At 67.8% G+C, this 26,240-nt stretch carries 21 protein-coding genes and 2 pseudogenes; 12 read left to right on the forward strand and 11 right to left on the reverse strand.

Annotated features, from left to right (window positions below; all coding sequences use genetic code 11):
- Positions 1-1,993 precede the first annotated feature (1,993 nt).
- Entirely contained in the window at positions 1,994-2,443 is a 450-nt protein-coding gene (locus tag ACFYYF_RS41135) for a hypothetical protein (RefSeq protein ID WP_388784623.1), read from the forward strand.
- A 100-nt stretch (positions 2,444-2,543) separates the two neighbouring features.
- Here the strand turns inward: ACFYYF_RS41135 and ACFYYF_RS41140 are convergent.
- Positions 2,544-3,079 (reverse strand): annotated as a pseudogene (locus ACFYYF_RS41140) (DUF4240 domain-containing protein).
- 342 nt (positions 3,080-3,421) lie between these two features.
- Here ACFYYF_RS41140 and ACFYYF_RS41145 point away from each other — a divergent pair.
- Entirely contained in the window at positions 3,422-3,781 is a 360-nt protein-coding gene (locus ACFYYF_RS41145) for a hypothetical protein (protein WP_388784626.1), read from the forward strand.
- A gap of 41 nt (positions 3,782-3,822) precedes the next feature.
- On the opposite strand, the pseudogene ACFYYF_RS41150 reads toward ACFYYF_RS41145, so the two are convergent.
- Positions 3,823-4,575 (reverse strand): annotated as a pseudogene (locus ACFYYF_RS41150) (transposase family protein).
- A gap of 398 nt (positions 4,576-4,973) precedes the next feature.
- Positions 4,974-5,828 (reverse strand): CAP domain-containing protein, encoded by an 855-nt coding sequence (locus ACFYYF_RS41155; protein ID WP_388784629.1) that lies wholly within the window; start codon positions 5,826-5,828, stop codon positions 4,974-4,976.
- A 1,187-nt stretch (positions 5,829-7,015) separates the two neighbouring features.
- Between ACFYYF_RS41155 and ACFYYF_RS41160 the strand changes: the two genes are divergently transcribed.
- The gene (locus tag ACFYYF_RS41160; RefSeq protein WP_388784632.1) at positions 7,016-8,815 is read left to right on the forward strand and encodes a S8 family serine peptidase; all 1,800 of its coding nucleotides are present in this window, start codon (positions 7,016-7,018) and stop codon (positions 8,813-8,815) included.
- A 463-nt stretch (positions 8,816-9,278) separates the two neighbouring features.
- On the opposite strand, the gene ACFYYF_RS41165 is transcribed toward ACFYYF_RS41160, so the two are convergent.
- Positions 9,279-9,590, reverse strand: a complete 312-nt coding sequence (locus tag ACFYYF_RS41165; RefSeq protein WP_388784635.1) for an EthD family reductase — start codon at positions 9,588-9,590, stop codon at positions 9,279-9,281.
- Positions 9,591-9,757: 167 nt separating this feature from the next.
- Between ACFYYF_RS41165 and ACFYYF_RS41170 the strand changes: the two genes are divergently transcribed.
- A complete protein-coding gene (locus ACFYYF_RS41170; RefSeq protein WP_388784638.1) occupies positions 9,758-10,660 on the forward strand; it encodes a LysR substrate-binding domain-containing protein in 903 nt (300 codons plus the stop codon).
- A gap of 52 nt (positions 10,661-10,712) precedes the next feature.
- Here ACFYYF_RS41170 and ACFYYF_RS41175 read toward each other — a convergent pair whose 3' ends face one another.
- A complete protein-coding gene (locus ACFYYF_RS41175) occupies positions 10,713-10,994 on the reverse strand; it encodes a DUF4158 domain-containing protein (protein WP_388784641.1) in 282 nt (93 codons plus the stop codon).
- A gap of 560 nt (positions 10,995-11,554) precedes the next feature.
- On the opposite strand from ACFYYF_RS41175, the gene ACFYYF_RS41180 reads away from it, so the two are divergent.
- A complete protein-coding gene (locus ACFYYF_RS41180; protein ID WP_388784643.1) occupies positions 11,555-12,274 on the forward strand; it encodes an alpha/beta fold hydrolase in 720 nt (239 codons plus the stop codon).
- 50 nt (positions 12,275-12,324) lie between these two features.
- Positions 12,325-12,651 (forward strand): hypothetical protein, encoded by a 327-nt coding sequence (locus tag ACFYYF_RS41185; RefSeq protein ID WP_388784646.1) that lies wholly within the window; start codon positions 12,325-12,327, stop codon positions 12,649-12,651.
- A gap of 380 nt (positions 12,652-13,031) precedes the next feature.
- Here the strand turns inward: ACFYYF_RS41185 and ACFYYF_RS41190 are convergent, their stop codons facing one another.
- Entirely contained in the window at positions 13,032-14,066 is a 1,035-nt protein-coding gene (locus tag ACFYYF_RS41190) for an NlpC/P60 family protein (protein ID WP_388784649.1), read from the reverse strand.
- Positions 14,067-14,746: 680 nt separating this feature from the next.
- Between ACFYYF_RS41190 and ACFYYF_RS41195 the strand changes: the two genes are divergently transcribed.
- The 3 genes from ACFYYF_RS41195 to ACFYYF_RS41205 are packed head-to-tail and all read left to right on the forward strand — an operon-like array spanning position 14,747 to position 16,537.
- Positions 14,747-15,394 carry an RNA polymerase sigma factor gene (locus ACFYYF_RS41195; protein ID WP_388784652.1) on the forward strand — a complete coding sequence of 216 codons (648 nt, stop codon included), beginning with the start codon at positions 14,747-14,749 and terminating at the stop codon, positions 15,392-15,394.
- Positions 15,391-16,296, forward strand: coding sequence for a hypothetical protein (locus tag ACFYYF_RS41200; RefSeq protein WP_388784655.1), 906 nt, complete (start codon positions 15,391-15,393; stop codon positions 16,294-16,296). Before ACFYYF_RS41195 ends, ACFYYF_RS41200 begins: the two co-directional genes overlap by 4 nt.
- Complete coding sequence (locus ACFYYF_RS41205; RefSeq protein ID WP_388784658.1) at positions 16,202-16,537, forward strand: alcohol dehydrogenase catalytic domain-containing protein; 336 nt, start codon at positions 16,202-16,204, stop codon at positions 16,535-16,537. The genes ACFYYF_RS41200 and ACFYYF_RS41205 overlap by 95 nt, the downstream gene beginning before the upstream one ends.
- On the opposite strand, the gene ACFYYF_RS41210 is transcribed toward ACFYYF_RS41205, so the two are convergent.
- On the reverse strand, positions 16,456-16,815 hold the full coding sequence (locus ACFYYF_RS41210) for a UBP-type zinc finger domain-containing protein (RefSeq protein ID WP_388784661.1): 360 nt from the start codon (positions 16,813-16,815) through the stop codon (positions 16,456-16,458). The genes ACFYYF_RS41205 and ACFYYF_RS41210 overlap by 82 nt on opposite strands.
- Positions 16,816-17,184: 369 nt before the next feature.
- Here ACFYYF_RS41210 and ACFYYF_RS41215 point away from each other — a divergent pair, with 369 nt between their 5' ends.
- Both ACFYYF_RS41215 and ACFYYF_RS41220 read left to right on the forward strand, forming a co-directional pair.
- Positions 17,185-18,351 (forward strand): alkane 1-monooxygenase, encoded by a 1,167-nt coding sequence (locus ACFYYF_RS41215; protein WP_388784663.1) that lies wholly within the window; start codon positions 17,185-17,187, stop codon positions 18,349-18,351.
- 303 nt (positions 18,352-18,654) lie between these two features.
- Positions 18,655-20,085 carry an MFS transporter gene (locus tag ACFYYF_RS41220; RefSeq protein ID WP_388784666.1) on the forward strand — a complete coding sequence of 477 codons (1,431 nt, stop codon included), beginning with the start codon at positions 18,655-18,657 and terminating at the stop codon, positions 20,083-20,085.
- Positions 20,086-20,221: 136 nt separating this feature from the next.
- Here the strand turns inward: ACFYYF_RS41220 and ACFYYF_RS41225 are convergent, their stop codons facing one another.
- Positions 20,222-20,755 (reverse strand): 2'-5' RNA ligase family protein, encoded by a 534-nt coding sequence (locus ACFYYF_RS41225; RefSeq protein WP_388784669.1) that lies wholly within the window; start codon positions 20,753-20,755, stop codon positions 20,222-20,224.
- Between the two features lie 267 nt (positions 20,756-21,022).
- Between ACFYYF_RS41225 and ACFYYF_RS41230 the strand changes: the two genes are divergently transcribed.
- Positions 21,023-21,490 carry a hypothetical protein gene (locus tag ACFYYF_RS41230; RefSeq protein WP_388784672.1) on the forward strand — a complete coding sequence of 156 codons (468 nt, stop codon included), beginning with the start codon at positions 21,023-21,025 and terminating at the stop codon, positions 21,488-21,490.
- 24 nt (positions 21,491-21,514) lie between these two features.
- Here ACFYYF_RS41230 and ACFYYF_RS41235 read toward each other — a convergent pair whose 3' ends face one another.
- From ACFYYF_RS41235 to ACFYYF_RS41245, 3 genes are all read right to left on the reverse strand, one after another.
- Positions 21,515-21,844 carry a hypothetical protein gene (locus tag ACFYYF_RS41235; RefSeq protein ID WP_361689122.1) on the reverse strand — a complete coding sequence of 110 codons (330 nt, stop codon included), beginning with the start codon at positions 21,842-21,844 and terminating at the stop codon, positions 21,515-21,517.
- A gap of 278 nt (positions 21,845-22,122) precedes the next feature.
- Positions 22,123-24,480: an arylsulfatase gene (locus ACFYYF_RS41240; protein WP_388784674.1), complete on the reverse strand. Its 2,358-nt coding sequence runs from the start codon at positions 24,478-24,480 to the stop codon at positions 22,123-22,125.
- Between the two features lie 295 nt (positions 24,481-24,775).
- On the reverse strand, positions 24,776-25,762 hold the full coding sequence (locus ACFYYF_RS41245) for a formylglycine-generating enzyme family protein (RefSeq protein WP_388784677.1): 987 nt from the start codon (positions 25,760-25,762) through the stop codon (positions 24,776-24,778).
- Positions 25,763-26,240: the final 478 nt, after the last annotated feature.

A 26,240-nucleotide genomic window follows, 5' to 3' on the forward strand; every position in this document is an offset into this window, starting at 1 on the left:
CCACAACAACCACACCACCACCGAAATCACCGGCACCCAAAACAACCAAACCACCTTCACCACCACCATCACCGCAACCACCACACCACCCACCACACACCCATAAACATGAGCCCGGGCAAAACAGACGGCATGAGCCCTTCTTCGCCCACCGAAGCCCATGCATCCCGCATCCCCCTGTCCGGGTGGAATCCATGGGCGGGTCTTTGATCGTCACCCCCGTCTCCGAGTTGGCTGCCCGGCGCGGCTACACAGAGACCAGAGCCATGGCGGGAGAGGTCACCGCACCTGAGGGCTACGAGCGAGCCGGTGCGGTGGAGACCCTGGCCAGTGTGATCACCGTTAACGACCCGCCATCTACCCGAGCACCGAACTTTCCTGCGATGGCTCGCCACCGACTCCGAGTCCCAGCCGAAGACGCCGGCCGGGACTATCCCCACAGCCCCGCCACCAAGTGGGAGGAGTGCGGCATGTGACCGTCGGACGGACCAGCCACACTCATGCACTCCGCCCAAGCACACTCCGAGCTGGAAATGGACTACCCCGGCGGCAGGCTGCCCGCCCAGGCGTCGATTTCGCTGCCAATCGGATTCTGAGCGGTGAGTTGCTTCGGTTGAGTGCGATCAAGCGCTGCCTGCAGCGTTGTCGAGATACAGCCAGGAACATCCACTGGCCAGCGGATACACCGCCGCCCTGAACACGGCCCGCCGATCGCACGGCACAGTCCGCCCACTTCACGGATGCGCAGCGGCTCACTGGATCAGGTCGGTGGCGCATGCCAGGGGAAGGCCGGGCAGACCTGCCGCAGCTCGTGCGGGGCTACCAAGCAGTCGGCTCTCCCGGTGCCGAGGTCGCAAGCAGACTTCACCGGAGTCATACCGGAAGGAAGTCCGGCCACCAAGGTGGAACGTTCGCCGGACAGAACGGGGCCGGGTAGGAATCCGGCATGCCAAGCCACGTAACAAGAAACCAGACCAACCAAAGAGTGAAGACCAACCCTGCGACCAGAGCTGTCCTGCGATGACGTATCCCGAGGGTGCTGAGCAGGATCACCCACGGAACCGCGGCAGCGATCCAAACAAGAGGCGCAAGAAACAGCAAAGTCATGCCGTTGGCTGCCGCGTTGACGCCGACATCGCAAGCCGCCCACGCCCAACCAATGCCAGCAGTACTCACCACCGCGGTCAGCCCACCAATGAGAACACCAAGGCCAGCGCCCCTGAACCGGCCCTCTTCACGACTCAATGGCTCAGCCCCCACAATCCCCCTCACCACAGACCCGGGAGACTACCAACGTCCCGCAAAAACCCGGGACACCAGGCTGCACTGACGGTCGCAGGCATTCGCACCAGAGATGCAGACCGACAAGGCACTCGGCGAACACGCCCAACGACACAGCCTGCAGGTCCGGACGTGGCCGGAGCGGTCTTCGAGATCGCCCGTCCGCCGTACATGCCCATCGAGACCGGTGGGAGCGAGCAGTCGCCGACGATCCACCTCCCTCCATCTGTCATGTCTACGGCTCGTACGGCAGGACACTGCGCGGTATTGAGCGAGACCAAATGTCGCCGTCGGATCTCCTGTGGCCGCCAGAAGAGAGTCAGCGTGTGACGCCTGCCGGGAGACGGCAACTCTCGTCGACGGGCGCCGGCCGACCGCCAAGCGAGGTATTGACGCACGGGTCAGCGTGCGGAGGCCGTCGGACTAATCCTGCGGAGCCGACCTCACGTCGTTCTCCATCACTCAACAGGACCTATGGCGTTGACGGCCAGCGCGCTTCTCGTGCCCGGTAGATGCTCGCGACGCTGGCGCCTACCCCTTGCGCTTGCCGGCAGGCAGGCCGGCAGGCAGGCAGGCAGGCAGGCAGGCAGGCAGTTGCGCGTGCCATGAAGTGCCCGCTACTCAAAGCTCATCCTCGATCCGTCCGCTGCCGTCGTCGGCCTGTTGAGGAATTGGGTTGCGGCAGATTGTGCGGATGCGGTGATACTCCCTCATGAGTAGAGATGCCGAGGTCATCGTGCTTGCCCGTTGGTCGGGCGAGGTCATGGAACCGCTGACGAAGGACGACCCGGAACGCACGTGGCGAGGCCGCTTCGTCCCGATCGCAGGGCAATGGGGCTATGAGTTCGGGTGGGCCCTGGAGTTCGAGAAGGTGCGCGCCCGCAAGGGCCTGCTCAAACACCTGGAGTCACTGCCGTGGCCTTGTCCGCACACGGTGCAAGTGCTGCTTCGCGACCAGGACGACGACTGCTTCGGACTGTGGATGTTCCAGGAGGACCGACTGGTGGAAGTCACCATCCCGCGCACCGAGCGTTTCCACCAGCCAGCACCGCCCAACGAAGAATTCGAACCCGACCCAGGCATGCTGCTGCGCACCGACCTCGACACAGCCCTGCCCGACCAGACACCGGCAGCACTCCGCGACAGCCGCCCGCCCTGGTAGACCCCGAGCCCGACCTGCGACGATGCGCTAAGGGGACGCAATGAAGTGCGCATTGACTCACAGGGCAGCGAACACGGCCGGTACTTCCGAAGGTGCTGGCCTACTCCACGTAGAGAGCTGCCAGGCGGGGCAGTCGGCGAGTCATTTCGTCGTGGTCGTCGAAGTCGAAGTTCCAGGTGGGGTCCAGCTTCCAGGAGCGGATCGTGGATGGGCTCGGGGGAGCTGATCACCGGTCGCCGAGCTGTGTGCGCCCCAGGCGATGCACAGCATGTCCTCACCCTCCAAGTCGACGCCGTCAGCTGCGGAGGCTTGAACGATGGGCAGTTCTGCCAGGGCATCGGGGTCAGCGACTGCGCGCTCGAAGACTCCACGGCCCTGAGCGATCATCCAGCCGCGGAAGTAGTCGAAGCCGTCGTCAGAGCACCCACCGTTGGCGATGGAAGCAGCGGCCCACAGAGGATTGGTGTAGGAGTCGACCATCAGGTCCCACAGCACCTGCTCAGCTGCGACGATCTCCTCGACCGGCCGGGAGGCCAAGAGCGAGGTCGCCTCGCGAGTGACCGCGTCGCCGTCGTTCGGGTTGGACGCCTGATCGCGAGCTGCCTCAATAAGCTGCCAGAACTGCTGCTTGTTCATGGAGGCACAGCCTGCCACCCGGTACTGACATCGGGCCGGTCGCGGGAGCTTGGCCCATCGGAGCAGCCACGTCGGCCCTGTCAGCGTATGTGGTCACCGGGTGCATATCGGCTCCAGGTTCCTCCGGCTTGGTCACCAGGCGGGTGGCGGCCTTGTCGCCGTCACCCCGCGGACGAGCTGGCGGATCGTGGAGGACCTGCCTCGTTGCGGCAGGACGCCCACCTTTCGGAGATGGACTTAGAGGCTGAATGACCAGTCCGGAGGTGCATGGCATCATGCGCAGGTGATCGCTGACTGGGGGCTGTGATGCTGGGTGCCTACCTGATGGGATATATACCTTCGTTGGCCATTCTGGTGTTTGCTGTGGCGGCCAACTGGGCGCGCTTGACCCTGCGGCAGCGAGGCGTGCGCACGCAAGGGCGGAGGGGCGGCGATAGCTGGGGGGCTGGCATCCTCTCCGTGGACGTCATCTACCGAGATCACTTGGGGGAGCGCCACCACGTAACGGTGGCCCCCGAGGACCTGCCAAGAAGCGGCAACTCGTCTGTCGTCGAGATCGTTTATGATCCGCGGAATCCGACAAGGGCGATGTCCGCATGGGAGTTTGAGCGGCCCGTCTGGAAGACCTCCGACGGCGGCTTCTTCTTCGCCGCGATCGGCACAGCCCTGCTCTACACGGTGCTCCTCCTGCTCCTGGCGTGAAGGACCAGCCCCTAGCCGACAGTGACACGTTCCCAACCCCATCAGTTGGCGAGTTCGAGGGCGACGACGGCTCGAACGATGGCGGTGATCCGTGTGGTGCTGCAGCGGAGCTTCCGCAGGATCCGCCAACCCTCCAGGATCGCCATGGCGCGTTCACCAAGGCTGCGGATCTTGGCGTGGTCCCGGTTGTGACGCCGACGCCAGCCGCGCAGGCTCGTGCCCCGGAACGGGACGCGGATGACGGGGCTCGCCCGTTGATACGCCTTGTCCGCCCAGCACTTGATGTCGGCGGCGGTCAGAGCAGGTGGCATGTCGTGGATCCGGGCTGCGGCCAGGTCGCGGGTGGCTCCCGGCCGTGCGTCCGATGCTCAGATCAGGCGTCCGGCCGGGTCGGCTAGGACCGGCACGTTCATGCCGTGGTGCTTCTTCTTCCCCGGGCAGTACGGGCGGTCGGCGGCGATGCGGTCGGTCAGCAGGAGTGTTCCGTCGAGGATTGCGTACGCCTTCCTGCGGGCGGTATCCATGGCCTGCTCCAGCGTCGGAGCGAGCGGGGCCAGGGGATGGGCGGACTCGCGTATGTAGCGGCAGGCCGTCGCAATCCGGATGCGGAAATCCGCCGCAAGGCGAGCGTATGTATCACCGCAGCGCAGACGCGCGAGGACGAGCAGGGCCTGTCGACCACAGGTGAGACGGCGCCAGCGAGAGCCGATCCGACGCCGGTGACCTGCAAGAAGACCGGAAAGGCGTTGCAGGGTGCGGCTGGATAGATCGATGGCAGAGGTGTAGACAGACACGAGAGATCCTGGCGGACCGGTGATCTAGATCGCGACCCGTCTACCAGAGCTTCCTTCATGCCCGCCACGAGGGTGTCTTTCGGTCTTCGGTCGACAACGACATCGAGATCGTCGGCAGGAATCCGGACGACACCCTCGTCTGTGACCGTGAGATCCCCATCGAGGGTCTGCGGTGGCGCCAGCTGCATGTCTGGTGGCAGGACACCCACAAGATCGGTGCCGAAGCTGAAGCGCGAAGGGACCTGCACCAGAGACTCCACGAAAGCCTGCCGGAAAACGGAAGGTCAGATCGGTGACCCGGACTCGCGCAGTACCTGTGCCCTGGACAGAACGGCACCCACGCCGGCCGCGGCCGGCGTGATGCTCGGAGGTCGCGACGGGCGTGGGCCCCGTGAGCGTCAGCGGGCCGTGCCGAAGTCCTGCGTCCAGTAGTTGCCGGGCTGCGCCACTCCCACACCGATCTCCTTGAAGCCGCAGTCCAGGATGTTGCGCTTGTGGCCGGCGCTGGCCATCCAGCCCGCAATGACCTGCTCGGGCGTGGAGTACCCGTACGCGACGTTCTCGCCGTAGGTGCTCCAGATGTAGCCCGCGCGTGTGATCCGCTGCCCCGGGTCGGAGCCGTCGGAACCGGTGTGCGACATGGTGTTGTGGCTCGCCATGTCCGCGCTGTGGGCCTGGGCGGCTTGCGAGAGCTTCGCGTTCAGATTCACCGGGGAGCAACCCACCTTGGCTCGCTCGCTGTTGACCAGGGCGACCACACGGGCGACGGCGGCGGACGCGGGGGTCGCCGTGCCTGCGGCAGGGGCCGTGGTCGTGGGCGGCTTCGGTGCGGCGGTCGTCGTCGAGGGGAGCGCGGCGGTCGGCTTCGGCGCGGCGGCGGACCTCGTCGGTGCAGGCGGGGTGGTCGCCTTCGAGACGAGTGCCTTGGGCTTCTTGGTGGCGGGCGCCGCATTCTTGGGAGAGGCCGTCGTCGAGGCCGAAGGCGAAGCCGTCACCTTGGGCTTCGCGGTCCGGACGTCCCGCCACCGGTGCCCGTCCCGGGACGCCTTCCTCCCGTCCGTCCGGTGTCCGTCCCAGGACGCCTTCCTCCCATCCGTCCAGGGACTGCTGGACGTAGCGGTGGTGGTCTCGGCTCCTTCGTCGTCCATGCACGCCATGGCGGCCGACGGCACCGCCACCGCGCCAATCGCCAGGACGGCGACGGCTATGGGTCGGCGGCGCGTCTTCCTGCCGTGCTTCCGGTGGTTCCTCATGCGGACCTCGTTCGGTCGACTCTCCTTGCGCCTCCGGCGGGCTCGGTTTCGCACAGACATTGCGCTTGACCGGCGGGGGCGCCTTGCAGGGCCGTCATTGTTAAAAGCCGCGGGAGGGCACGGCAACGGGGGCGTTCTACTACTGCGCCTAGTAGGCGAGGGCTCCCTTGAATCCGGCCCGGGATTGTGCCGGGCTGCCGCGCCGGACGCCGACGAGGCCTCACGCTTCGTCAGGACGGCGGCAGAGGCGGTTCGGCGGCTCGAGGCCGGTGCCCCGGCCCGGCGACCCAGGCCTAGATGCCGTGTATGTCTGCTTCCATATGCCAGATCCGCCTATATCCTCCACACGCCACGTACTATCGCGGCACGTGGATGAGGACCGGGCACGTGAGGCATGTCACTGACATTCCCCGCAACCCTTTCGGCGCCCGGCGTCCCGGGGTGCAGCCAGGCGGCGGTGACCGTACGCAGGAGCGCGCCAAGGCCGTCAACGTAGACGCCGTGACGTCGTCGATCACAGCTACCGCCAGGCCATCACCGCCGCCGCCAGCGACTACCACGCCAGCCAGGCCGCCCCTGTACGCCGAACCCCACCTCGCGGCGCTGGGCGACGAAGAGGCCCTCGCCTCGGTCCCCGCGTAAAGCCAAGAGGACAGCACCGGGACATCTGGTGGAAGGCATCCACTGCGACGCGGACGCTGCCGGAACTGATGCTGAGCGCCCCGTGCTCGAGCTCTATCTACGGCCGGGCCGGACCGTGGAGCCCACGTGGGACGGGTTCCGGACGCTGATCTCCGTCGCGCAGGGTGACCCCGCCGGCCGGACGCCGCCGGCCCTCGATGGTGTGCCGGCGGCTGGGCAGAGCACGGCCCTGCCCGCCAGCGGGCTCGTCACCGAACTGCGGGCGCACCTCGGTCAGCCACTGCGGCTAGCAGCCTGTCCACCCCTTCGGTGGCCGGCAGCAGGTCGGCGGCGTACGCCAGGGCGCGGTCTACGTCACCGAGCTTCCGGTGGATCCCGACCCCCGATGCCCGGAGTACGTCTTTTTTCGGCCATTCCCCTATAACGCCCCTGTACAGAAAGGTACTTCCGTACATGAGCATGCGCCTGACATCTTGCATCCACTACTCGTTTCGTACGGCCCGGCCGGTGCCCTCGGCACGGCCGGGCCGTCTCCGGAGGACGCCTTGATACCCCACATATCCAGCCGGACCAGACGCACGCTGGTCCTGGCGGCCACGCTCGGAGCCGCCCTCGCGTTCGGCGCCCCGGGCGCCCTCGCGGGCACGCTCCCCGTCGGCCCCTCCCCCGCGCCGGCCGCCAAGGCCCACGCTCCGGCCGCCGTGGCGGCTTCCCAGAGTGCGGCCTGGGTTGCCGGCACGCGTGCCTATCTCGTGATCACCGCCCCCGGTGACAGTTCTGCGGTGCGCTCCGCGATCGCGGCCAACGGCGGCACCGTCTTCTCGAACTTCGACGCCATCGGTGTGATCGTCGCCCACTCGGCGTCCAGCGGATTCGCCGCCACGATGCGCGGCGTCGCCGGCGTGCAGCAGGTCGGCGCCACGCGCACCTCGGACGTCCCGGCCGACGCCTACAACCCGGCGCTCCCGGCCAACCCGGCCCAGGCCTCGACCCCGGCCGGAGAACCGGTCCGGGCCGACATGAGCCAGATCAAGGCCGACCAGGCCTGGGCCGTGAACCCGGGCTCCGCCTCCGTCAAGGTCGGCATCCTGGACACCGGTGTGGACGACCAGCACCAGGACCTGGCGCCCAACTTCGACGCGGCCGACTCCGTCTCCTGCGCGTACGGCAAGCCCGACACCCGTGTCGGCGCCTGGCGGGACGTCGACACGCACGGCACCCACGTAGCGGGCACCATCGCCGCGGCCAAGAACGGCAAGGGCGTCGTCGGCGTGGCCCCCGGGGTGAAGATCGCCGCGGTCCGGGTCGCCGAGCCGGGCAACTCCTTCTTCTTCGCAGAGAACACCATCTGCGGCTTCGTCTGGGCCGGTGACCACGGCTTCAAGGTCACCAACAACAGCTATTACACGGACCCGTGGCAGTTCAACTGCCCGGACAACATCGACCAGGCCGCCATCATCGAGGGCGTCAAGCGCGCCCAGGAGTACGCCGAGGGCAAGGGCTCGCTCCAGATCGCCGCCGCGGGTAACGAGAACTACGACCTCGCCCACAAGACGACCGACTCCGCGAGCCCGAACGACTCGACGCCGGTCACCCGCACGATCACCAACGCCTGCCTCGACATCCCGACCGAGCTGCCGGGCGTGGTCACGGTCGCGGCCAACGGCACGGGTGTCACCAAGGCCTCGTTCTCCAACTACGGGCAGGGCGTCATCGACGTCGCGGCGCCGGGCAGCAGCGTGTACTCCACCGTCCCCGGCGGCGGTTACGGGAGCAAGAGCGGCACCTCGATGGCCACCCCGCACGTGGTCGGCGTGGCGGCCCTCATCGCCAGCGCCAACCCGGGCATCACCCCGGCGCAGATCCGCGACAAGCTGGCCGCCCAGGCCAACGACATCGCCTGCCCCTCGGACAGCCGCTGCACGGGCACGACGGCCAACAATTCGTTCTTCGGCGAAGGACAAGTCGACGCCCTCAAGGCCGTCGGGACCACTCCGCCGCCCGGTAAGTACTTCGAGAACCTCACGGACTTCGTCATCAACGACAACGCGACCGTGGAGAGCCCCATCGCCGTAACCGGCGTGACCGGCAACGCCCCGGCCACGCTCAAGGTGGGTGTGGACATCAAGCACACCTACATCGGTGACCTGAAGGTCGACCTGGTGGCGCCCGACGGAACCGTCTACACGGTGCACAACCATGCCGGTGGCAGCGCCGACAACATCGCCCAGACCTACACCGTGAACGCCTCCTCGGAGGTCGCGAACGGCACCTGGAAGCTGCGCGTCAATGACAACGCCGCCTCCGACACGGGCAAGATCGACGCCTGGAACCTGACCTTCTAGCGCAGGGCCCGGCAACACCCGCGTACAGCACGATACGGGCCGGCGACAGCTCCTTTCACGCGGCCACGGACAAGGCGGCGGGCTGCGATCTGTTCGGCCAGGGCTGCGAACTGCCGGGTGACAGAGGGCATATGGGCCTCGGAAGCGGTGAACGCCGCGGTCGGGGCCCATATGCCGGCGACGTCAAGGATGGCCGCGGACGGGCCAGGTCCGGCGTCCAGTTCACCGTGCGCCTCCCTGCGGCTGCAGGGCCATGCCCGCGTTGACTGTACGGGCAGCGCGGACACGACTGCGCGCGCCCCCGCTACCAAGCCTTCCACGACTTCCAGAACTCGTCGCACATACCTGCAGGACGGCAGGCCAACGGCACGCAGCCACAGCGACATCAGTGAGACCTGACTCGCCGATAGCCGGACCTGGCCGCAACGACCAACCGAACGCGTCCCGGAACGTACCGTCCGACTCAGCCGGTGCCGTCCTGCACCGGATAGTGGATGACGACCGCACCGCCGGTGGCGTAGTTGGCGACATCGGCGGCCACCCGCCGGCCTTGCGGTGACGCCCGCGCCGCGACCATGGCGGCGGCGTCAGCGAAGTCGCCCTCGAAGACCGCGAAATACGGCGCTTCTCCCGTGGTCGCCGCCACGTCGAAGCTGTAGCGCCACGCAAGCAGGCCGGGCCAGTTCATGACCAGGGGAAGGTGGTTGGTCACGTAGTAGTCGCGGAAGTGGTCAGGGTCGGCAGGCCTCGGGTACAGGACCACCAACTTATGCATGACGGCCTCCGTCCAGATCAGGGTCGACGGGGTGCGTGAGTGCGATGTCCAGGACCACTGTCCGTTGAATCGTCATATGCGCAGGTTAGGGCTTCACGTGCGATCGAGGGAAAGATCGGTACGGCATAGACTCAGAACGGATCGTTATCAATCCGCAGGGAGGGCACATGGCACCGGATACGGTCAGCCTGCGGTACTTCCTGGTGCTGGCGCAGGAGTTGAACTTCACCCGCGCGGCCGCCCGGATCGGCATCGCACAGCCTGCGCTCAGCGCCCGGATTCGCCGATTAGAGACGGAACTCGGTAACGCCTTGCTGATTCGAGACACGCGGAGCGTCGTATTGACCACGGCCGGTGCGGCCTTGGCGGAGTCCGCGCCGCCTGCGCTGGCGGCGCTGGACCGGGCATGGGACACCGCCCGGCGGGCGGGGGCCGGTGAGCTGGGCACGCTCCGCATCGGATACAGCCTCAGCACCGGGGCCGAGACGGCTCCGGCCCTGGTGGACAAGCTGATTCACAGCAGTCCCGGACTCGAAGTCGGCGCGGTCCCGATGGCGACTCCGGAGATCTCCCCCGCGGTCGCCGACGGCCGCATCGACGCGGGGATCACCCGGGGTGAACAGCCGGGCCGTGGCGTGCGCCGGTACCTGCTGCGGCGTGAGCGGGTCGGCGTCCAATTGGCGCAGCATCATCCGCTGGCCGAACATCCGGAGATCGAGATCACCGATGCGGCCGTGTACCCGCTGCGACTCCCCGACCGTGCGGCCAACCCCGTGATCCACGACCAGCTGGCCGCGTTGTTCCGCGATACCCGGCCACATCCCCGATTCCACACGCCCACAGTCTCCTTCGACATGTCACAGCGCGACCTGCGCGACGGGCTCACCCTCGCCCCGGCCGGTGACGCCGCCGTTACGGCATCACCGCCCGGCATCACCTGGCGACCGCTGCATGGCGCACCCAGCCTGACGATCCACCTGGTCCTTCCGCGCGAACAGTCGCCACTGCACCGCCGCGTCCGTGCCGTCGCCACGACCCTGGCGCACGAACTGCACTGGCTGTCGGACTGACGGGCAGCAGGTCAAGCCGGGCGGACTTCCGCAGTGGCGAAGCCGCCGCCACCTAGGCCGCCAACAGGTCCGACACGACCTCGCTACGCGGGCGGGTCAGCATCCGGATATGGCCCCGGGTCCCGTCCCAGTCGTACACCGCGGCAATGTCCTCGCCCATCCCGAGATCTCGGCGGATGTGGGCCACCGCTGCCTCCGGGACGTCATCCAGCGGGAGGAAATAGCCCATCCGGTTCAAGTACTTCAGCTGCACCATCAGTGCCAGCAGGTGGTCGTCCGACCGCACCTTCCCAGTCGCCCTCGCGATCTCCTCCGTCTGCGGCGTCTGAACCACGTGCAACGGCTCCACCGGTTCGACGGGCGGTTCGACCGATGGCTCGGGCGGCTCGGCCAGCGGGTCGCCGTCGACCGCTGACTACGGAACGACGTCGAACGGCGGCAATCTGGCAGAGACCGGCTCCTCGACACGGCCGATCACGGTCGCGGCAGTGGTCACGGGGGCGGGCACCCTCGTCATCGTGCGCCGCCGCCAGGCCCGGAACCTGAGCTGACGACCGCACACTGGTGGCGCCGTCGGCCGAGGCGAGGTCGGACAGATAGGGCTGGACATGCTTGCGGACCCAGTGGGCGTACTGCTCGATGTTCACCACGTCGGGTCGATGCCGACCGCGACCTTCGTATACGAACGGACAAGCGGGTTGCACGGTTCCACTCATGAAGAAGATGGACCGTCGTGACCGCGATGGCCGTGGGTTGGGCATTGAATTGATCATGGCCTGATCTGCACCTTTGCTGGCTCCTGCGTTGTCACTCTGCGACTATCCAGGCATGCCCATGCTCAACGATGACTTTGGACATCTTTCCTACGACGTGGCAGGTGAAGGCTCGCCCGTCGTGCTCGTACACGCCGGTGTCGCCGATCACCACATGTGGGACGCGGTCGTGCCCGCCCTCGCGGAACGGCACACCGTGATCCGTTACGACCTGCGCGGTTTCGGCGAGTCCACGCCTCCCCGCAGCCCGTTCCGCGAGACCGACGATCTGCTCCGTCTCCTGGACCACCTCGGCCACGAACGCGTACGGCTCGTGGGCGCGTCCTGGGGCGGCCGCGTGGCCCTGGACTTTACGCTCACCCACCCGGACCGGGTCCACTCCTTGGCGATGCTCGCCGCGCCCTGGCCGCGCTACCACTGGTCTGCGGACATGATCGCGTACGACGAGGCCGAGACTGCGGCCCTGGAAGCGGGCGACCTGGACGCCGCCGTCCAGATCAACCTGGACATGTGGCTCCGCGGCCCCGTTCGCGGCTGGGACGACGTGGCCGACGGACTGGCCGACCGGCTCCGTGGCGCGGTGCGGACATCGCTGGTGAACCAAGAGATCGTCGGACAGTACTCCCAGGGTCCCGCGAGCGGCGACCTGGCCGACATCTCCGTCCCCACACTGGTGGGCGTCGGCAAGCTGGACGTCGCCGACTTCCAGGACATCGCCCGGCGCTACACCGCCGAGATCCCCGGCGCCACACTGGTCGAGTTCGCTGCCGCCGCGCATCTCATCGCCCTGGACACACCCACCGAACTCAACGCTGCACTTGGCCCGTTCCTCGCTCGTTAGGGTGTGTCGATGACCGCGTCGCGGACGCCCATGCGGCCGGTCACCCGGACATGAACGTGCGGCGGGTCCACGACTGGATCGCCCTGGGGCTGCTGGACCAGCCGCGGCTGCATGTCCGGCGCCGCGGTTCGGTCAAGGCCGAGCACAGCGTCAACCAACGCCAGCTGCTACTGCTCCTGCTCGACATGCGGCAGCAGGTGGCGCAGCTGAGTGCGCCAGCGCAGGTGCCGCTATGGATGTGGCTGTGGTGGGACGGCTACGTCCCCACGCGGCAGGCGCAGCGGGCTGTTCGGCAGGTGCCGTCTCACGGCACACGTGGTAGCGCCCAGGAGGCTCAGCGGACCGTGGCGGCGTCTCGCAGGACGAACCGCATGTAAAGGGCAGGCGGGGCCCGGGCTCGGCTCGCCCGGCGGCAGCACGGGAGCCGACACCTCGAACATCCGCTCCATCACCTGGTCCGCGTACCCGTCCGTCGTGGCCGCTGCCTGAGGCAGCACACCCCCGCCCGCAGCGGAAGCACTGGGTGGAACGCGCCCGAGTCCTCTACCGTCGCAGCGCCATCCAGCCGCCGCGGCACAGGTTCCGCCGGACAAACCGCCACCCAGGCGCAGCCGCGCAGGAACCACCTGCCTTCATGCAATACGTCCGGTTCCTGCGGCGCGGCACGGTATCGAGGTTGGTGAGCTCGTCGAAGGTGTCCCCATGGCGGGCGTGGCCGCCGTCGAGACCGCACCGCTGCGCCGGCCCGAGGCATGGATCAGATCCGGACGCCGAACTGGTAGGGCATGTTGGCGATCGACTCGTAGCGGACGACCGCGCCGGTGTGCGGGGCGTGCAGCACCTGGCCGTTGCCCGCGTAGAGGCCGACGTGGTGCTGGTCGCCGTAGAAGATGACCAGGTCGCCGACCTGGAGATCGCTCTGCGAGTAGATGCGGGTGCCCGCGTTGGCCTGGGCCTGGGAGGTACGGGGTATGGTCACGTCGGCCTGGGCGTACGCCCACGAGGTGAGGCCCGAGCAGTCGAACGAGCTGGGACCGGCGTGGGTGTACACGTACGGGGCCCCGATGACGCTTTGGGCGGCGGCGAACGCGGCTCCGGCGCGGCCCGAGGCGGCCTTGGTGTTGCCGAGGTCGACACGCTCGCTGGCGCGGGTGGCCCGCTCCTGCTCCTCGGAGGCCAGCGCCGCCTTCTCCTGCGCGGTCAGCGTGTTGAGGAGCTTCTGCGCGGAGCCCAGCTTGCTCTGGACTTCCTTCTTCTTCTTGGCGAGCTCGGCCCGGGTGTCGGCGAGGTCCTTGAGCTTCGCGGAGGCCTCGGCGTGCTGCTGGGCGAGCGAACGCTGCTTCTCCTGGACCTTCTTGAGCGACTCGACCTGCTGGGCGCTGAGCTGGTCCATGGCCGAGGCCTTGTCCAGGAAGTCGTCCGGGTCGGAGGAGAGGAAGAGCGCCACGGAGGGGTCGATGCCGCCGGTGCGGTACTGGGCGCTGGCCATCGAACCGAGGCCGTCGCGCAGCTCGTTGAGCTCCTCCTGACCACGGGCGACGTTGTCCTGAAGGGAGTTGATCTCCTTCTGGAGCTTGTGCTCCTTCTCCTTGGCGCCGTCGAGCTTCTCCGTGGCCTGCTCGGCCTCCTGGTAGAGCTTGTCGACCTTGGTCTTGACCTCGTCCTTGTTGGGCTTCTCGGACGGCGCCGCGTTGGCGGCATTGGCGCTGAGCGCAACGGCCGCCGCGGCGGCCGTGGTGAACACGGTCACACGGGTGCGGCTCGGCTGCTTGGGTCGACGGTGGGACGCCACGAAAGCGAGCTCCTTTTCCTCCGGACCGTCTGCCGAATAGACCGACGGGCGGTGATCCTTCACTGTCACCCCCAACGAGTGAACGACCGAGCAAAGGTTCGGATGGGGACTGTAGTGACTCAATCTTCGTCAGAGCAAGTGGCGTTGTATCGAGCGGTGCGTAGTGACAGAGACGAGTTGCTGCTTCCTTCGGAGCTTTTTGCCGAGTAGGCGGCAGATGCTGACCTTGGATTCAGACGGGCAAGGCAGCACTCTCGACTCGTGGAGAAATCGCAGGCAGGTGCGCGAGGGATGTCGAGTTTCGGTGTGATGGCGTTGAGTTCGCCCTGACTGAACGTCGGGCACGATTGTTCCTTGGGCAGGTACTGCCGGGCAGCTCCTCGATCCGTACGGCCATCCGGCACCTGTGAACGCCACTGGCCTTTCATCGCTCGGCACTTGTTCTTCCGGGTCGCGCGGCCGGTTCGGCGGTGCCTGCACGGGGCGCGGGCGACCACCTTCCAGCGCGTGGTGGGCCCGGTACGGTACGACTCGACGGAGCAGCCCGGGCGGGATCTTCTCCCGCTCGCCCGCGTGTGCGATCCTCGACCAGCACTGTTGCTGACCGGGTGAATCCAAGTCCGTCGAAACGGAGCTGCCTCAGCGGGAACCTTCGGCCGGTTGCCGGACACGTATGGAGCATGGAACTGAACAACGCTGGTCCCGATGTCCCGGTCGGAGGGGTCTCTGATCGGGAGCTGTGGGCGAGGGCCGTCGACGGCGACCGGGAGGCGTTCGGTCGGATCTTCGACCGCCATGCGAAGACCGTCTACAACTACCTGTTCCGGCGGACGGCCGACTGGTCCGAGGCTGAAGACCTCACGTCGACCGTGTTCTTGCACGCTTGGCGTCGGCGATCGGAGACGGTGCTCGACCGCGACTCGGCCTTGCCGTGGCTGCTCGGCGTCGCCGACGGTCTGCTGTCGAACACCCGGCGGCGGCTGAGGCGGGCCGAGGCGTTGTTGCACCGGCTCGTCTCGCATGGCGAGCCCGTGGGCGACCACGCGGACCGCGTCGCCGTCCTGGTCGACGACGAGCGTCGTATGTCGGAGATCCACCGGGCGTTGGCCCGGCTGCCGCGCCATGAACGAGAGGTCGTCGAGCTCTGCGTGTGGGCGGGACTGGATCAGCAGGCGGCCGCGGCAACGCTGAAGGTGGCGGTCGGAACCGTGAAGTCCAGACTGCACCGCGCGCGGCGGAGGCTGGGAGCCGACCTCGTCGGCGGAGCCACGGTCCTGGCGTCATTCAGTTCGAGGAATCCCGTCAACGCGGAAGAGGTCGCACGATGAACGACATGCCGGGCATTCCCGCGGCCCCTTCCGAGCGTGATCTGCCGAACCACCGGCGGACCCGGGAGGAGCTCCTGATCAAGATCGGTCCAGAGGGCAACGGTGCTTCGCTGCGGCGCAGGTGGGGCGTTCCGCTGGGCGTTGCCGCCGGTGTCGCGGGGGTGAGTGTCGCGGCCGTGTCCGTCTTCAGCGGGGCAGGGGATGCCAATCCGCTTCTCGCCGGCCCTGCCGGAAACCCGACGAGCGCCGCCGCGTCACCGACTCCGAGCACAACGCCCGGCCTCACGTCGGCCGGAGCCGGCTCAGCGCCGTCTTCGACGCACGCGACTTCCACCGCGGACGCGTTCACCATCACCAGCGGGACGACGACTCCGATCCAGGCCAGGACCGTCGCCAAGATCCTGGCTGCCTGCCTGGGCTCGGATGCATCCCGGTACCAAGCGGTGGTCGCGGCCCGCGCTCCCATTCGCTCGCAGCACGGGGACGGCGTGGTGGTCGCCGTCAACTCCGACGATCAGTACGTGCAATGCGAGTCGAAGGGCGACAAGGGCAGCAGTCAGGATTCTCCGCCCACGTTTATCAACAATCGCCTGTGGGGCACCGGTCATTCGATCGAGTATTTCGACTCCACCCTCGAGCCCGCCGGCAAGGGGAGATACCTCGTGATGGGTGCCGGGCATTACACATCCGACATTGCCAAGATCACCATCAGTTACGGCGACAACCCGAAACAGTATCCAGCGGTCATGGCAGGCGGTGCATTCGTCTACGCGGCGGCTCTCTCCACGGATAACCCCGGCCCGCACTATGCGGGACCGATCCCCTACGTCCACGCCTACAACGCATCCGGCGAGGAGATCTACAACCAAAAGAAGGACCCGCAGTTCACCGAAAAGCAGTAAGTCGGCCGTTTCGACCGATTCCGAGGCCGACGTTCCTGAGCCGGGCCCGGGTCAGGTCCTAATCGACGTCCGTGCCGCCGCCGTGAACCCTCTCGACCTGAAGATCCGGTCGGGAAGGGTTGGCGAGATGATTCCGGTCCGATTCCCCATGATCCCGGGCTACGACGCGGCTGGGGTCGTCGACCCGCTCGGGCGCACGGGTCCGCCGTCGCGCGGCCGCAGGAACACTTCATCGACGTAGCACCAGGCCCATACTTCCCCGCCTGGCTCTGCGGACTGTGCGAGGGGGTGACCGCTCGCTTCATAGTGAGCGGTGGCGTGGGCGCCCGGCGCGCTGTCGCTGCATCCGAGGTGGCCGCAGGTCAGGCAGAGCCTCAGACGCGTCTCCTCGTGCCCCTGGGCGGAGCACTCCAGGCAGACGCGGCTCTGGGGTGCCGGCGCCGGGCCCGCGTCGGCGGCATGGGGACAGTCGTGGCCCTGCGGACGGCCACCGTCCGGCCGAACCATCCACTCTGTCATGGCGTCGCCTCTCACATGCCGGCCGTCACTGTAGGGATGTCACTCGTACTTCGCGCGTGCAAGTACACATGGATGCACAACCGCGCACGAGCAAGCGGGCCGAGGCCGCTGAGCCGGTCCGCGTAGGGGTGGGGCTGCGGCGGGGATCGGCTGCTCACTGAGGCAGCGCCCCGACAACGGTGCACGGTCTTGGAGTCGAGACTCGACGGCGGGCTGGACAGTGTCGCAAGGACATGGCACGTATGCTGCAGCATTTTAGTGATGGTCAGTCAGAAAGTTTACATTGCGCTCTGTTTGTCAGCGGCTTGTGTGCGCTGGCACGCTCAAGACTCCGTTCCATGCGCACCAGATCACGAAAGAGATGCCGTGATGCATGATCACGCACAAGACGCCCACCAGTGGCGTGACCCGAAGCGCTATCTGTGGCTCTTGGCGCTCGCAGTGCCCACACTGCCGTTTCAAGCAGGTGGCCTAGCGGCCGTGACCGGCATCGGGGCGATGTGGTGGTGGGGGCCGGTCTTCGCCTTCGTCCTCCTTCCCTTGATCGATCAGGTGAGCGGCAAGGACGGCGAGAATCCACCCGAAGCGGTCATGCGGCGCCTCGAGGCCGATCGCTATTACCGCTGGTGCACCTACCTGTACCTTCCGCTCCAGTTCGGCGCCCTGATATGGGCATGCGACCGGTGGGCCAGCGGCGCCCTGTCCGTCCCAGAGGCACTCGGCTTGGCAGCCACCACAGGAGTGGTGGCGGGGGTGGCGATCAACACGGCCCATGAACTCGGCCACAAGCGTGAGCGACTGGAACGGCAACTGAGCCGGCTGGCACTGGCGCAGACCGGCTACGGTCACTTCTACGTCGAGCACAATCACGGCCATCACATTCGGGTCGCCACCCCCGAGGATCCGGCTAGTTCCAGGATGGGCGAAAGCTTCTGGCGGTTCCTGCCGCGGGCTGTTGTCGGCAGCGCCCGCTCGGCCTGGAGACTTGAGAGCCGTCGACTCGAGCGCCGCGGCCGTCGCGCGTGGGGACGGCACAACGATGTCCTGACGGCCTGGGCGTTGACCGTGGCGCTGTTCGCCGGCCTGAGCTGCGTCTTCGGGATGACGGTGCTGCCCTACCTGCTTCTGCAGGCGGTCGCCGGATTCTGTCTCCTGGAGAGCGTCAACTACCTGGAGCACTACGGACTACTCCGACAGCGTCGCCCCGATGGCCGATACGAACGAGTGGCGCCGCGGCACAGCTGGAACAGCAACCACGTCGTCAGCAACCTCTTCCTCTTCCAGCTCCAGCGGCACTCCGATCATCACGCCAACCCACTTCGGCGGTACCAGACGCTGAGGCACTTCGACGAAGCGCCTCAGCTTCCGTCAGGCTACGCAACGATGATCGTCGTAGCGTGGTTTCCCGCGCTGTGGCGGCGCATGATGGATCCGCGACTGGTCGCCCACCTCGACGGGGACCTTTCCAAGGCAAATCTCCACGCGACAACGACCCCGACGGCCACAGCCAACGTGGCGCGTACGGGGAGCTGTTGAACGGCACGGGGAGCGCGGCCGATACGGAGGCGCATGCCCGCGTCGATGTCGCCATGCACAGGCTCTGGCTCCCCGCTGGCCCTCCTGGCATCACCCGGGAGCGGGTGCTCGGCTCACCCTCGGGCGGTGAGCAGTCCCGGCTCACGCTCTCCTACGTGCTGGCAGCCTCCCCGAACTGCTGCTCCTCGACGAACCGACCAACCACTGCGACGCGACGGCCACTTCGCGAGCGAAACGGGATATATCGCCGTCTCCAAATTACTGTGACCCCCATCCGATTCTGAACAGGACGGGGCCGCGCGTATGGCATTCGCAGAACCGGGCGGCGAGCGGGTGTCCGCCTCCCCCGGTCAGCCGGGCAGGCAGAACGGGGAGCGGTCCTTGGCCCCGCTGTTCGCTGTGTGCGCCGGGTATTTCATGGTGATCCTGGACGTGACGGTCGTGAGCGTCGCGGCGCCGGTGATCGGCCGGGAGTTGTCGGCTTCTGTCACGGGCATCCAGTGGATCACCGATGGATACACCCTGGCCTTCGCCGGTTTCCTGCTCCTGGGCGGGGCACTGGGTGATCGATGGGGAAACCGTCGGATCTTCTGCACGGGCGTGGCCGTGTTCACGGCGGCCTCCGTCGCCTGTGCTCTCGCACCCAATGCCCCTGTGCTGACCGCGGCCCGCCTGGTCGAGGGATTGGGGGCGGCGTTGATCGTGCCCGGTTCACTCGCGTTGCTCCGGCAGGCGTATCACGCTCCGGCGGCTCGTTCGAGGGCCTTCGGCCTGTGGGGATCCATGGCCGGTACCGCGGCCTCGGCCGGGCCGCTGCTGGGCGGACTGCTCGTCTCCACGGTCGGCTGGCGATGGGTGTTCCTGATCAATCTGCCGGTCGGCATCGTCTGCCTGATGCTGACACTGCGCCACGTGGCGATTTCCCCCCGGTTGGTCTCCCGTGCCGTCGACTGGCCCGCGCAGTGTGCGGTGGTGGCGGGAGTGGCCTTGCTGACGGGCGCACTCAACGAGGCCGGACGACGCGGTTGGACCGCGCCGGCGGTTCTCGCTGGACTGAGCCTGTCCGTACTGGCAGCCGTGGCGTTCGTGGTCCGCGAACGGCTGGCTCGATCTCCCGCCGTCCCACTGAACCTGCTGGGTTCGCGCGCCCTGGGCGGCGGCAGCGCCATCGGCCTGCTGTTCAACTTCGGCTTCTACGCCATGGTGTTCACCGCCAGTCTGTACTTCCAGCACCAGCGCGGCTTCAGCGCGCTCGAAACTGGGGTGGCGCTGCTCCCCGCGGTGGCGATGACCATGTTCGCCTCCGTCGTGTCCGCTCGACTCGCCCGTCGTACCGGAGACCGGCCCCTGGTGATCGCCGGGATGCTCCTGGCTTCCGCGGGCCTGGCGGGCTGGACCGCGGCAGGGGCCGACCCTGCCTACCCCCTGCTCATCGTCCCCATGATGGCGGCGGGATTCGGCACCTCATTCGCACTCACCGGAACCACCTCCACGGTCATGGGCTCCGCACCTCCGGCATACTCCGGGACGGCTTCCGCACTCTTCAACACCGCCCGCCAAGTGGGCAGTGCTACCGGTGTCGCCCTCGGTGGCACTCTGCTTGCCAACGCCACCACGTACGGCCAGGGAATCCGCGTCAGCATGGGCATCGGCGCACTCGCCTACCTGACCGCCGCCGGGCTCGCGTGGCGATGCGTACCGCCCAAATCCGGGCCCGATCTTCCCGGACCGTAGATCGGCCTGCTCGGTGACCATGCCACGCCACCCTGTCCTCGCAAGGAGATGCCCCGCGCCCCGCACGCGGCCATCCGCCGACGCCCGCTCTGGATCACCGCGTCGGGTGCACCGACCGGTGAGAGGCAGGGTCGCCTCACAAACGGGGCTCCAGTATCTCCAGAGCGCCCGTCTCGGTGTCGTAACTGCGCAGGGTGACGAGCTGGACCGACAACGGCGGGGCCGGGAGCAGTTCGGGGACCCGCCGATCGGCGAAGGCGCCGGCCCGCCGGGTACGGCCGAGTGTGATGTGCGGGCTCCAGCGCCTGGGGTCGTGCAAGGGGTTGAGGGTCTCGGGCGGGCTGTCCGAGGCCACCGCGTCCCACACCTGGCCGTGCAAGTCGGCCAAGGCGGAGTCGAGTTCGAGGGCCCAGGCCAGCACAGAGGTGGGTCGCTCGTAGCGGACGACACCGGAGATCCGTACCGGCAGTGGCAGCATGGCGGCCGCCTCGCCCAGGGCCCAACGGATCGGAGTTGTCAGCTCGGGGCACGAGGCCAGCGTGAGGTGCGGGCTGTTGGTCGGGGATCGATGGCGCGCCTGACTGGGCAGCCCCGCATCCGCAAGCCGCCGCCAGGCCGCCCGGACCGCGAGGTCCGCCGCCTCGTCCAACAAGACCTCGACCGTGCGCATCGGCGCAGCCTAGCGGCAATGCGTGCGGTCTCGGCGATGGCTGCGCTGGTGACGGCAACCCTGTCGCGGCTGACGACGCCCAGGTCACCAGCCCCGTCAAGCGTCGGCTCAAGCAGAACTCGTATCGATCGGGCAGGGTCGACGGCGGCCTCGTCGGCACGGGCGTTGCCCTTGACAAGTGACGGACCCGGGGAACGGACGGCCGGCCAGGTGGCTCTACGATCGCGACACCCCCCAACGCTTGTGCCAGACGAATCGAGTGAGCCCGTGAGCGAAGACGTCCTGTCGATCATTCCGACCGATCCCCAGTGGCAGCCCGACCGGGCGGCGGCCGAGCGCACTGCCGCGCTCGCAGCGGACCTGGCTCCTGGCCTGGCCGATGGCGTGGAGGTCGAGATCGACGTGACCTGGCACGACGCCCTTGCACCCGTCGACTGCGGCGAGAACCTGGAAAGGATCGGCTGCCCGCACTGCGGCGTCTCGATCGACACCGAGTGGTACGGCGACCTGCTGGAAGAGCACGGCGAGGACGGCTTCGCGACCTTGACCGTGGAAGTGCCCTGCTGCGGCGCCGCCACGTCGCTGGACGTGTTGGACTACGACTGGCCATGTGGCTTCGCCCGCTTCGAGATCGCCATCTGGAACCCCGGACGTGACTGGTTCGAGGACGTGGAACTGGCCACCTTCGGTGACACACTCGGTCACCCGGTGAAGCAGATCAGGGCCCACATCTGACTCCGGTCTCCGCAGGAGGCACGCTTACATGTGGTCCCAGGTGCCCGGGGTGGCGTACTGGCCCGCGAGGCTGATCCGCAGGCCGGCCTGGACCTCGGTGGCGCTGAATTCCTCCACGCCGCAGGTCTCGGCGAACTCGTAGGGGTCGAAATTCGGGTCCTGGTAACCGAGCACCTGGGCCACGACGAGCATCACGTTGGCCCGTACGCGGTTCGTCTCCTCCCGAGTGAGGACCTCCCCGGCCCGATCAGTGGCCCGCCGGTGGCCTGCCTGGTCCGCCCGGTACGGGGCGTCAGACCAGTCGTGGTTGAAGATCTCGGCGGCGAATTCGAGGGCCTGACGGGACAGAGCCATCGGGCTCCCCCTTTCGATGGGCTTGACCGGTTGATCGCGACGGCTACCACGACCCCAAGGACGTGCCTCGGCATCCGCCCTTCACGCATGTGATCACTGCGGCGCGTTCCGCTGGGGCTACGGGCAGCCTCGATCGGGTTCCGCAACCGCGCCCCCTCGGGCATTCCCAGGAAGTCGCCGGCGCGGGACGTGATCGAGCGAGGAGTCCGCACTCGCCCGATCACACTCCAACTCCCGCCCGGGCTGTCTTGGTTGTGCGTTCTGGCTGTCCGGGTCGGTCACTCGCGGGCGAGCATGGCCTGAGCCTCGGTCTCAAGGTCGATGTAGGGGTGGCCGCTGACGTCGACGGCGACGCGGTGGAGGGTGGCGCCGGTGAACGTCCAGGGGGCGGTGCCTGGGTAGCGGTCGGTCACGGCTTCGCCGCTGTCGCGGCCAACGGTGAGGCCTTCTCCGGCGAGGGTGAAGCGGCCGGGCTGGGTCTTGATCCGGCCTTCGCCGACCTTGTGGTCTCCGTGGTAGAGGCTCAGGATGCCTGTGGCGACGCCGGGGGTGATCTCGCCGTCCTTGTCGAAGGACGCTCCGAGGATGAGCTTTTCGCCGAGTGGGAGTTCCTGGGTTGCCGTGATCAACTGGTGATCGGTACCGAGGTAGTTGTAGACGTAGTGCAGGCGGTTGTCGCGGACGAACAGCGTGTGTCCGCCGAAGCGGCCGCCGTGGGCGAAGAGCACACCGTGGGCACCGGGGCCGGGGATGTCGACGAGTGCGCCGATGTTGTACGAGCGGTTGCGGATGTTGACGGCGACCGCCTCGGGGACCTCGGAGCCGCCGGGCCGGTAGACGTAACGGTCGCGGGGCGGGGTGAGTTGTGGGCGTGGGGTGGAGAGGATCTCCAGTGCGGAACGGTCGTCCAGCGGCAGGGCGTGGTTGACTCCTGCCTCGTAGAACCACAGGCCGATCAGCTCGGTGAGGCGTTGTGGCTGCTGCTCGGCGAGGTCGTTGAGTTCGGAGCGGTCCTCGTCGGTGTGGTAGAGCTCCCAGGTGTCCTGGCTGTAGTTGCCCCAGCCGCTGATCGCGGGATGCGTGGTGACGGCCTTCCAGCCCTGGTGCCAGATGCCGCGGGTTCCGAGCATCGAGTAGAACTGCGTGGTCCTCGCCGAGGGTTCGGCCGGGGCGTCGAAGGAGTAGCGCATGCTGACGCCCTGGAGGGGGACTTGAACATGGCCGCGTACGGTCTCGGGCATGTCCAGACCGATGCAGTCCAGGACGGTGGGCACGATGTCGATGGCGTGGTGGTACTGGGTGCGGACCTCTCCGCGGGAGGCGATCCCTGACGGCCAGGAGACGATGCACGGGTCGCAGGTGCCGCCGTTGAAGGAGTAACGCTTCCACATCTTGAAGGGCGTGTTGAACGCCATGGCCCAGCCGTTGGGATAGTGACCGTAGGTCTCGGTGCCGCCGATCTTGTCGATCATGGCCAGGTTCTCGTCGATGTCGTCCGCGACGTTGTTGAAGAACTTGTTCTCGTTGACCGAACCGTTTGGACCCCCTTCACCGGAGGCACCGTTGTCGGAGACCACCACGAAGATCGTGTTGTCGAGCTGCCCGATGTCCTCGAGGTAGGCCACGAGCCGGCCGACCTGGTCGTCACAGTGGGAGAGGAACCCGGCGTACGCCTCGGCCATCCGCGCGAACAGGCGCCGTTCGTCCGCGCTCAGTTCCGCCCAGGGGCGGGTGAAGTCCAGTGCGGGGAAGGGTTCTCCGCCCGGCCCCGTACGCGTGTCCGGGGAGCCGATCGGGTTGATCGGCGGCAGTTGGGTGTTGTCCGGGACCAGTCCCAGTTCCTTCTGACGGGCCAGGATCTCCTCGCGCATCACCTCGTACCCGGCGTCGAAGCGGCCGTGATACCGGTCGATCCATTCCTTCGGTGCCTGGTGCGGGGCATGGGCGCAGCCCGGTGCGTAGTAGAGGAAGACCGGCCGTTCGGGTGCGATGGCCTTGACGTCGTCGATGTACTGGATGGCCTTGTCGGTGATGTCGACGCCGAAGTGATAGCCCTCGTCGGGGGTGGCGGACTGTTCCACGGGGTGGTTGTCGTGGACCAGGTCGGGGTACCACTGGCTGGTCTCGGCACCGAGGAAGCCGTAGAAGCGCTCGAAGCCGCGGCCGAGCGGCCAACTGCGGCGGGTGGAGGCGAGGTTCATCTCGTCCTCCGGGCACAGGTGCCATTTGCCGGTGATGGCGGTGCTGTAGCCGCGCTCGACCAGGACCTCGGCGAGTGTCGCGCACTCCGGCGGGATGTGGCTGTTGGCGTTCGGGAAGCCGATCGCGGCCTCGCTGATGCAGGCCATTCCGTTGGTGGTGTGGTTGCGCCCGGTCAGGAGTGCGGAGCGGGTCGGGGAGCACAGTGCGGTGGTGTGCCACTGCGAGTAGCGCAGGCCCTGCTCGGCCAGGCGGTCGATGTGCGGGGTCTCGATCGGTCCGCCGTAGCAGCTCATCGCGCCGAAACCGACGTCGTCGAGGACGACGTACACCACGTTGGGTGCCCCTGCGGGTGCCTTGGGCTGCTCGTACGCGGACCAGTCGGGCACGGAGTCACGGACGTCGAGGTTCACCACGCCGCGGAATGTCGAAGCCACGGGTCCTGCCTTCCACGAGCATGCCCGCACCCCGGCTCGGTGCGGACTCCTGCGCTCCATACTTGGCCTGCGGCCGGACGAGCGCAGGTCGGCGTGCGTGGGACATCGGCCGACCGGGGGAACGGTCGGAGGATCCTGACGCGGCCGGGCGGACCGGGCGGCGTCGTCGGGCCGGACGGCCGACGCCGGCGAGCGGACTGGTCGACGCCGCCGAGCGAACCGGGCAAAGCCGCCGAGCGAGCCGGGCGGCGCCGCCGGGTCGGTCAATCGGTCAATCGGTCAATCGGTCAATCGGTCAGCGCAGGATGCAGCGGAAGCCCAGGTGGCAGCTAGCTGTGTCCTCGCTCTGTGCCTGGCGGGCTGCGGGACGGTAGCGCAGGCAGTAGTTCGGTGCGCACAGGTGGGAGCCGCCCTTGATCACCCGTCGGGGGAACGGCTCCATCGGTGAGCTGACGGGGTCCGGGGCGGGCTCGCGCGGGGTGTCGACGCGAGCGTTGCGTGGTGCGCAGCAGGCGCTCGGTGCGGGGGCGGGGGCGGGGTCGGGGGCGGGGTGATGGGAGGTGAAATGGGCGGTTGTCCATTCCCATACGTTGCCGACCACGTCGTACAGCCCGTAGCCGTTGGGCGGGTATGCGCCGACCGGGGTGGTGCCAGGGGCAGGGTTGGTCTTGCCGCGGGGTTCGTACTCCCAGGGGAAGCGGCCGTGCCACGTGTTGGCCATCCTGCGGCCCTTGGGCGTGAAGTCGTCACCCCACGGGAAGACGGCGGAGTCGAGGCCACCGCGGGCTGCGAACTCCCACTCCGCTTCCGTCGGCAGATCCTTGCCGGCCCATTCGGCGTAGGCCCGCGCGTCCTCGTAGGCGACCTGGGTCACCGGGTGCCGCTCGCGCCCGTTCAGAGTGGTGTTCGTCCCCTGCGGGTGATGCCAGGAGGCATCGGGACGGTAGTCCCACCAACGGCGCCAGTCGTCGAGGTCCACAGGGCCGCGGGTCATGGAGAAGACGAGCGCCCCCGGTACGAGATCGGCAGGGTCGGCACCCGGATAGTCGCGTGCGTCCACCGGGCGCTCGGCAACGGTGACGTAGCCGGTCGCCTTCACGAAGCGGCGGAACGCGGCCACGGTGACGGGATGCTCGTCCATCCAGAACCCGTCCACCGACACCTGATGCGCCGGACGCTCCTCCGGATAGAAGTCTTCGGAGCCCATCAGGAACGAGCCGCCGGGGATCCAGGCCATGCCCCGGGCCGGAGCTGTGGGCGGGCGCTGCGCAGTCGTCGTCACGACCTCGACGGTGCACCACCCTCCGACCTGGGGATCCCGCGACACGCCCAGGGCGGGCGGGGGCGTCCGGATGGGCGGGGGCGTCTTCTCGTCGCCGGTGGCGCCTGGCACCTGGCACCTGGCACCTGCAAGGCTGGCGTCCACTTCACCAGCGGCCGCCCCTGGACGCCCGATGCAAGGGAAACCGCACGATCGATGTCCACCATCCTCATGCTTCGCAGCGGAAGGCATAACCCGGAGCCGTATGTCACCCAGGAGATCGCCAAGGCTCTGGGTATGTCCGAAGCAGACGTCAGAGTCATCGCTGGACTCGACGACGGCATTACGCGGTAACTGGTAGGCGGCAGCGCCACGATGCGGCGTTGGCGCTGCGTCAAGCGACGCTCGACCTGTGGAGACTCCCCGCCGGTAGCGGTCGGCAGCTCAGAACGGTGCCTCTTCTTCGTCGAGGAAGGCCACAGACCTTTCCTCATGGGGC

Origin of the sequence: Streptomyces sp. NPDC001914 (genome assembly GCF_042891215.1) — a bacterium.
Lineage (GTDB): Bacteria > Actinomycetota > Actinomycetes > Streptomycetales > Streptomycetaceae > Streptomyces.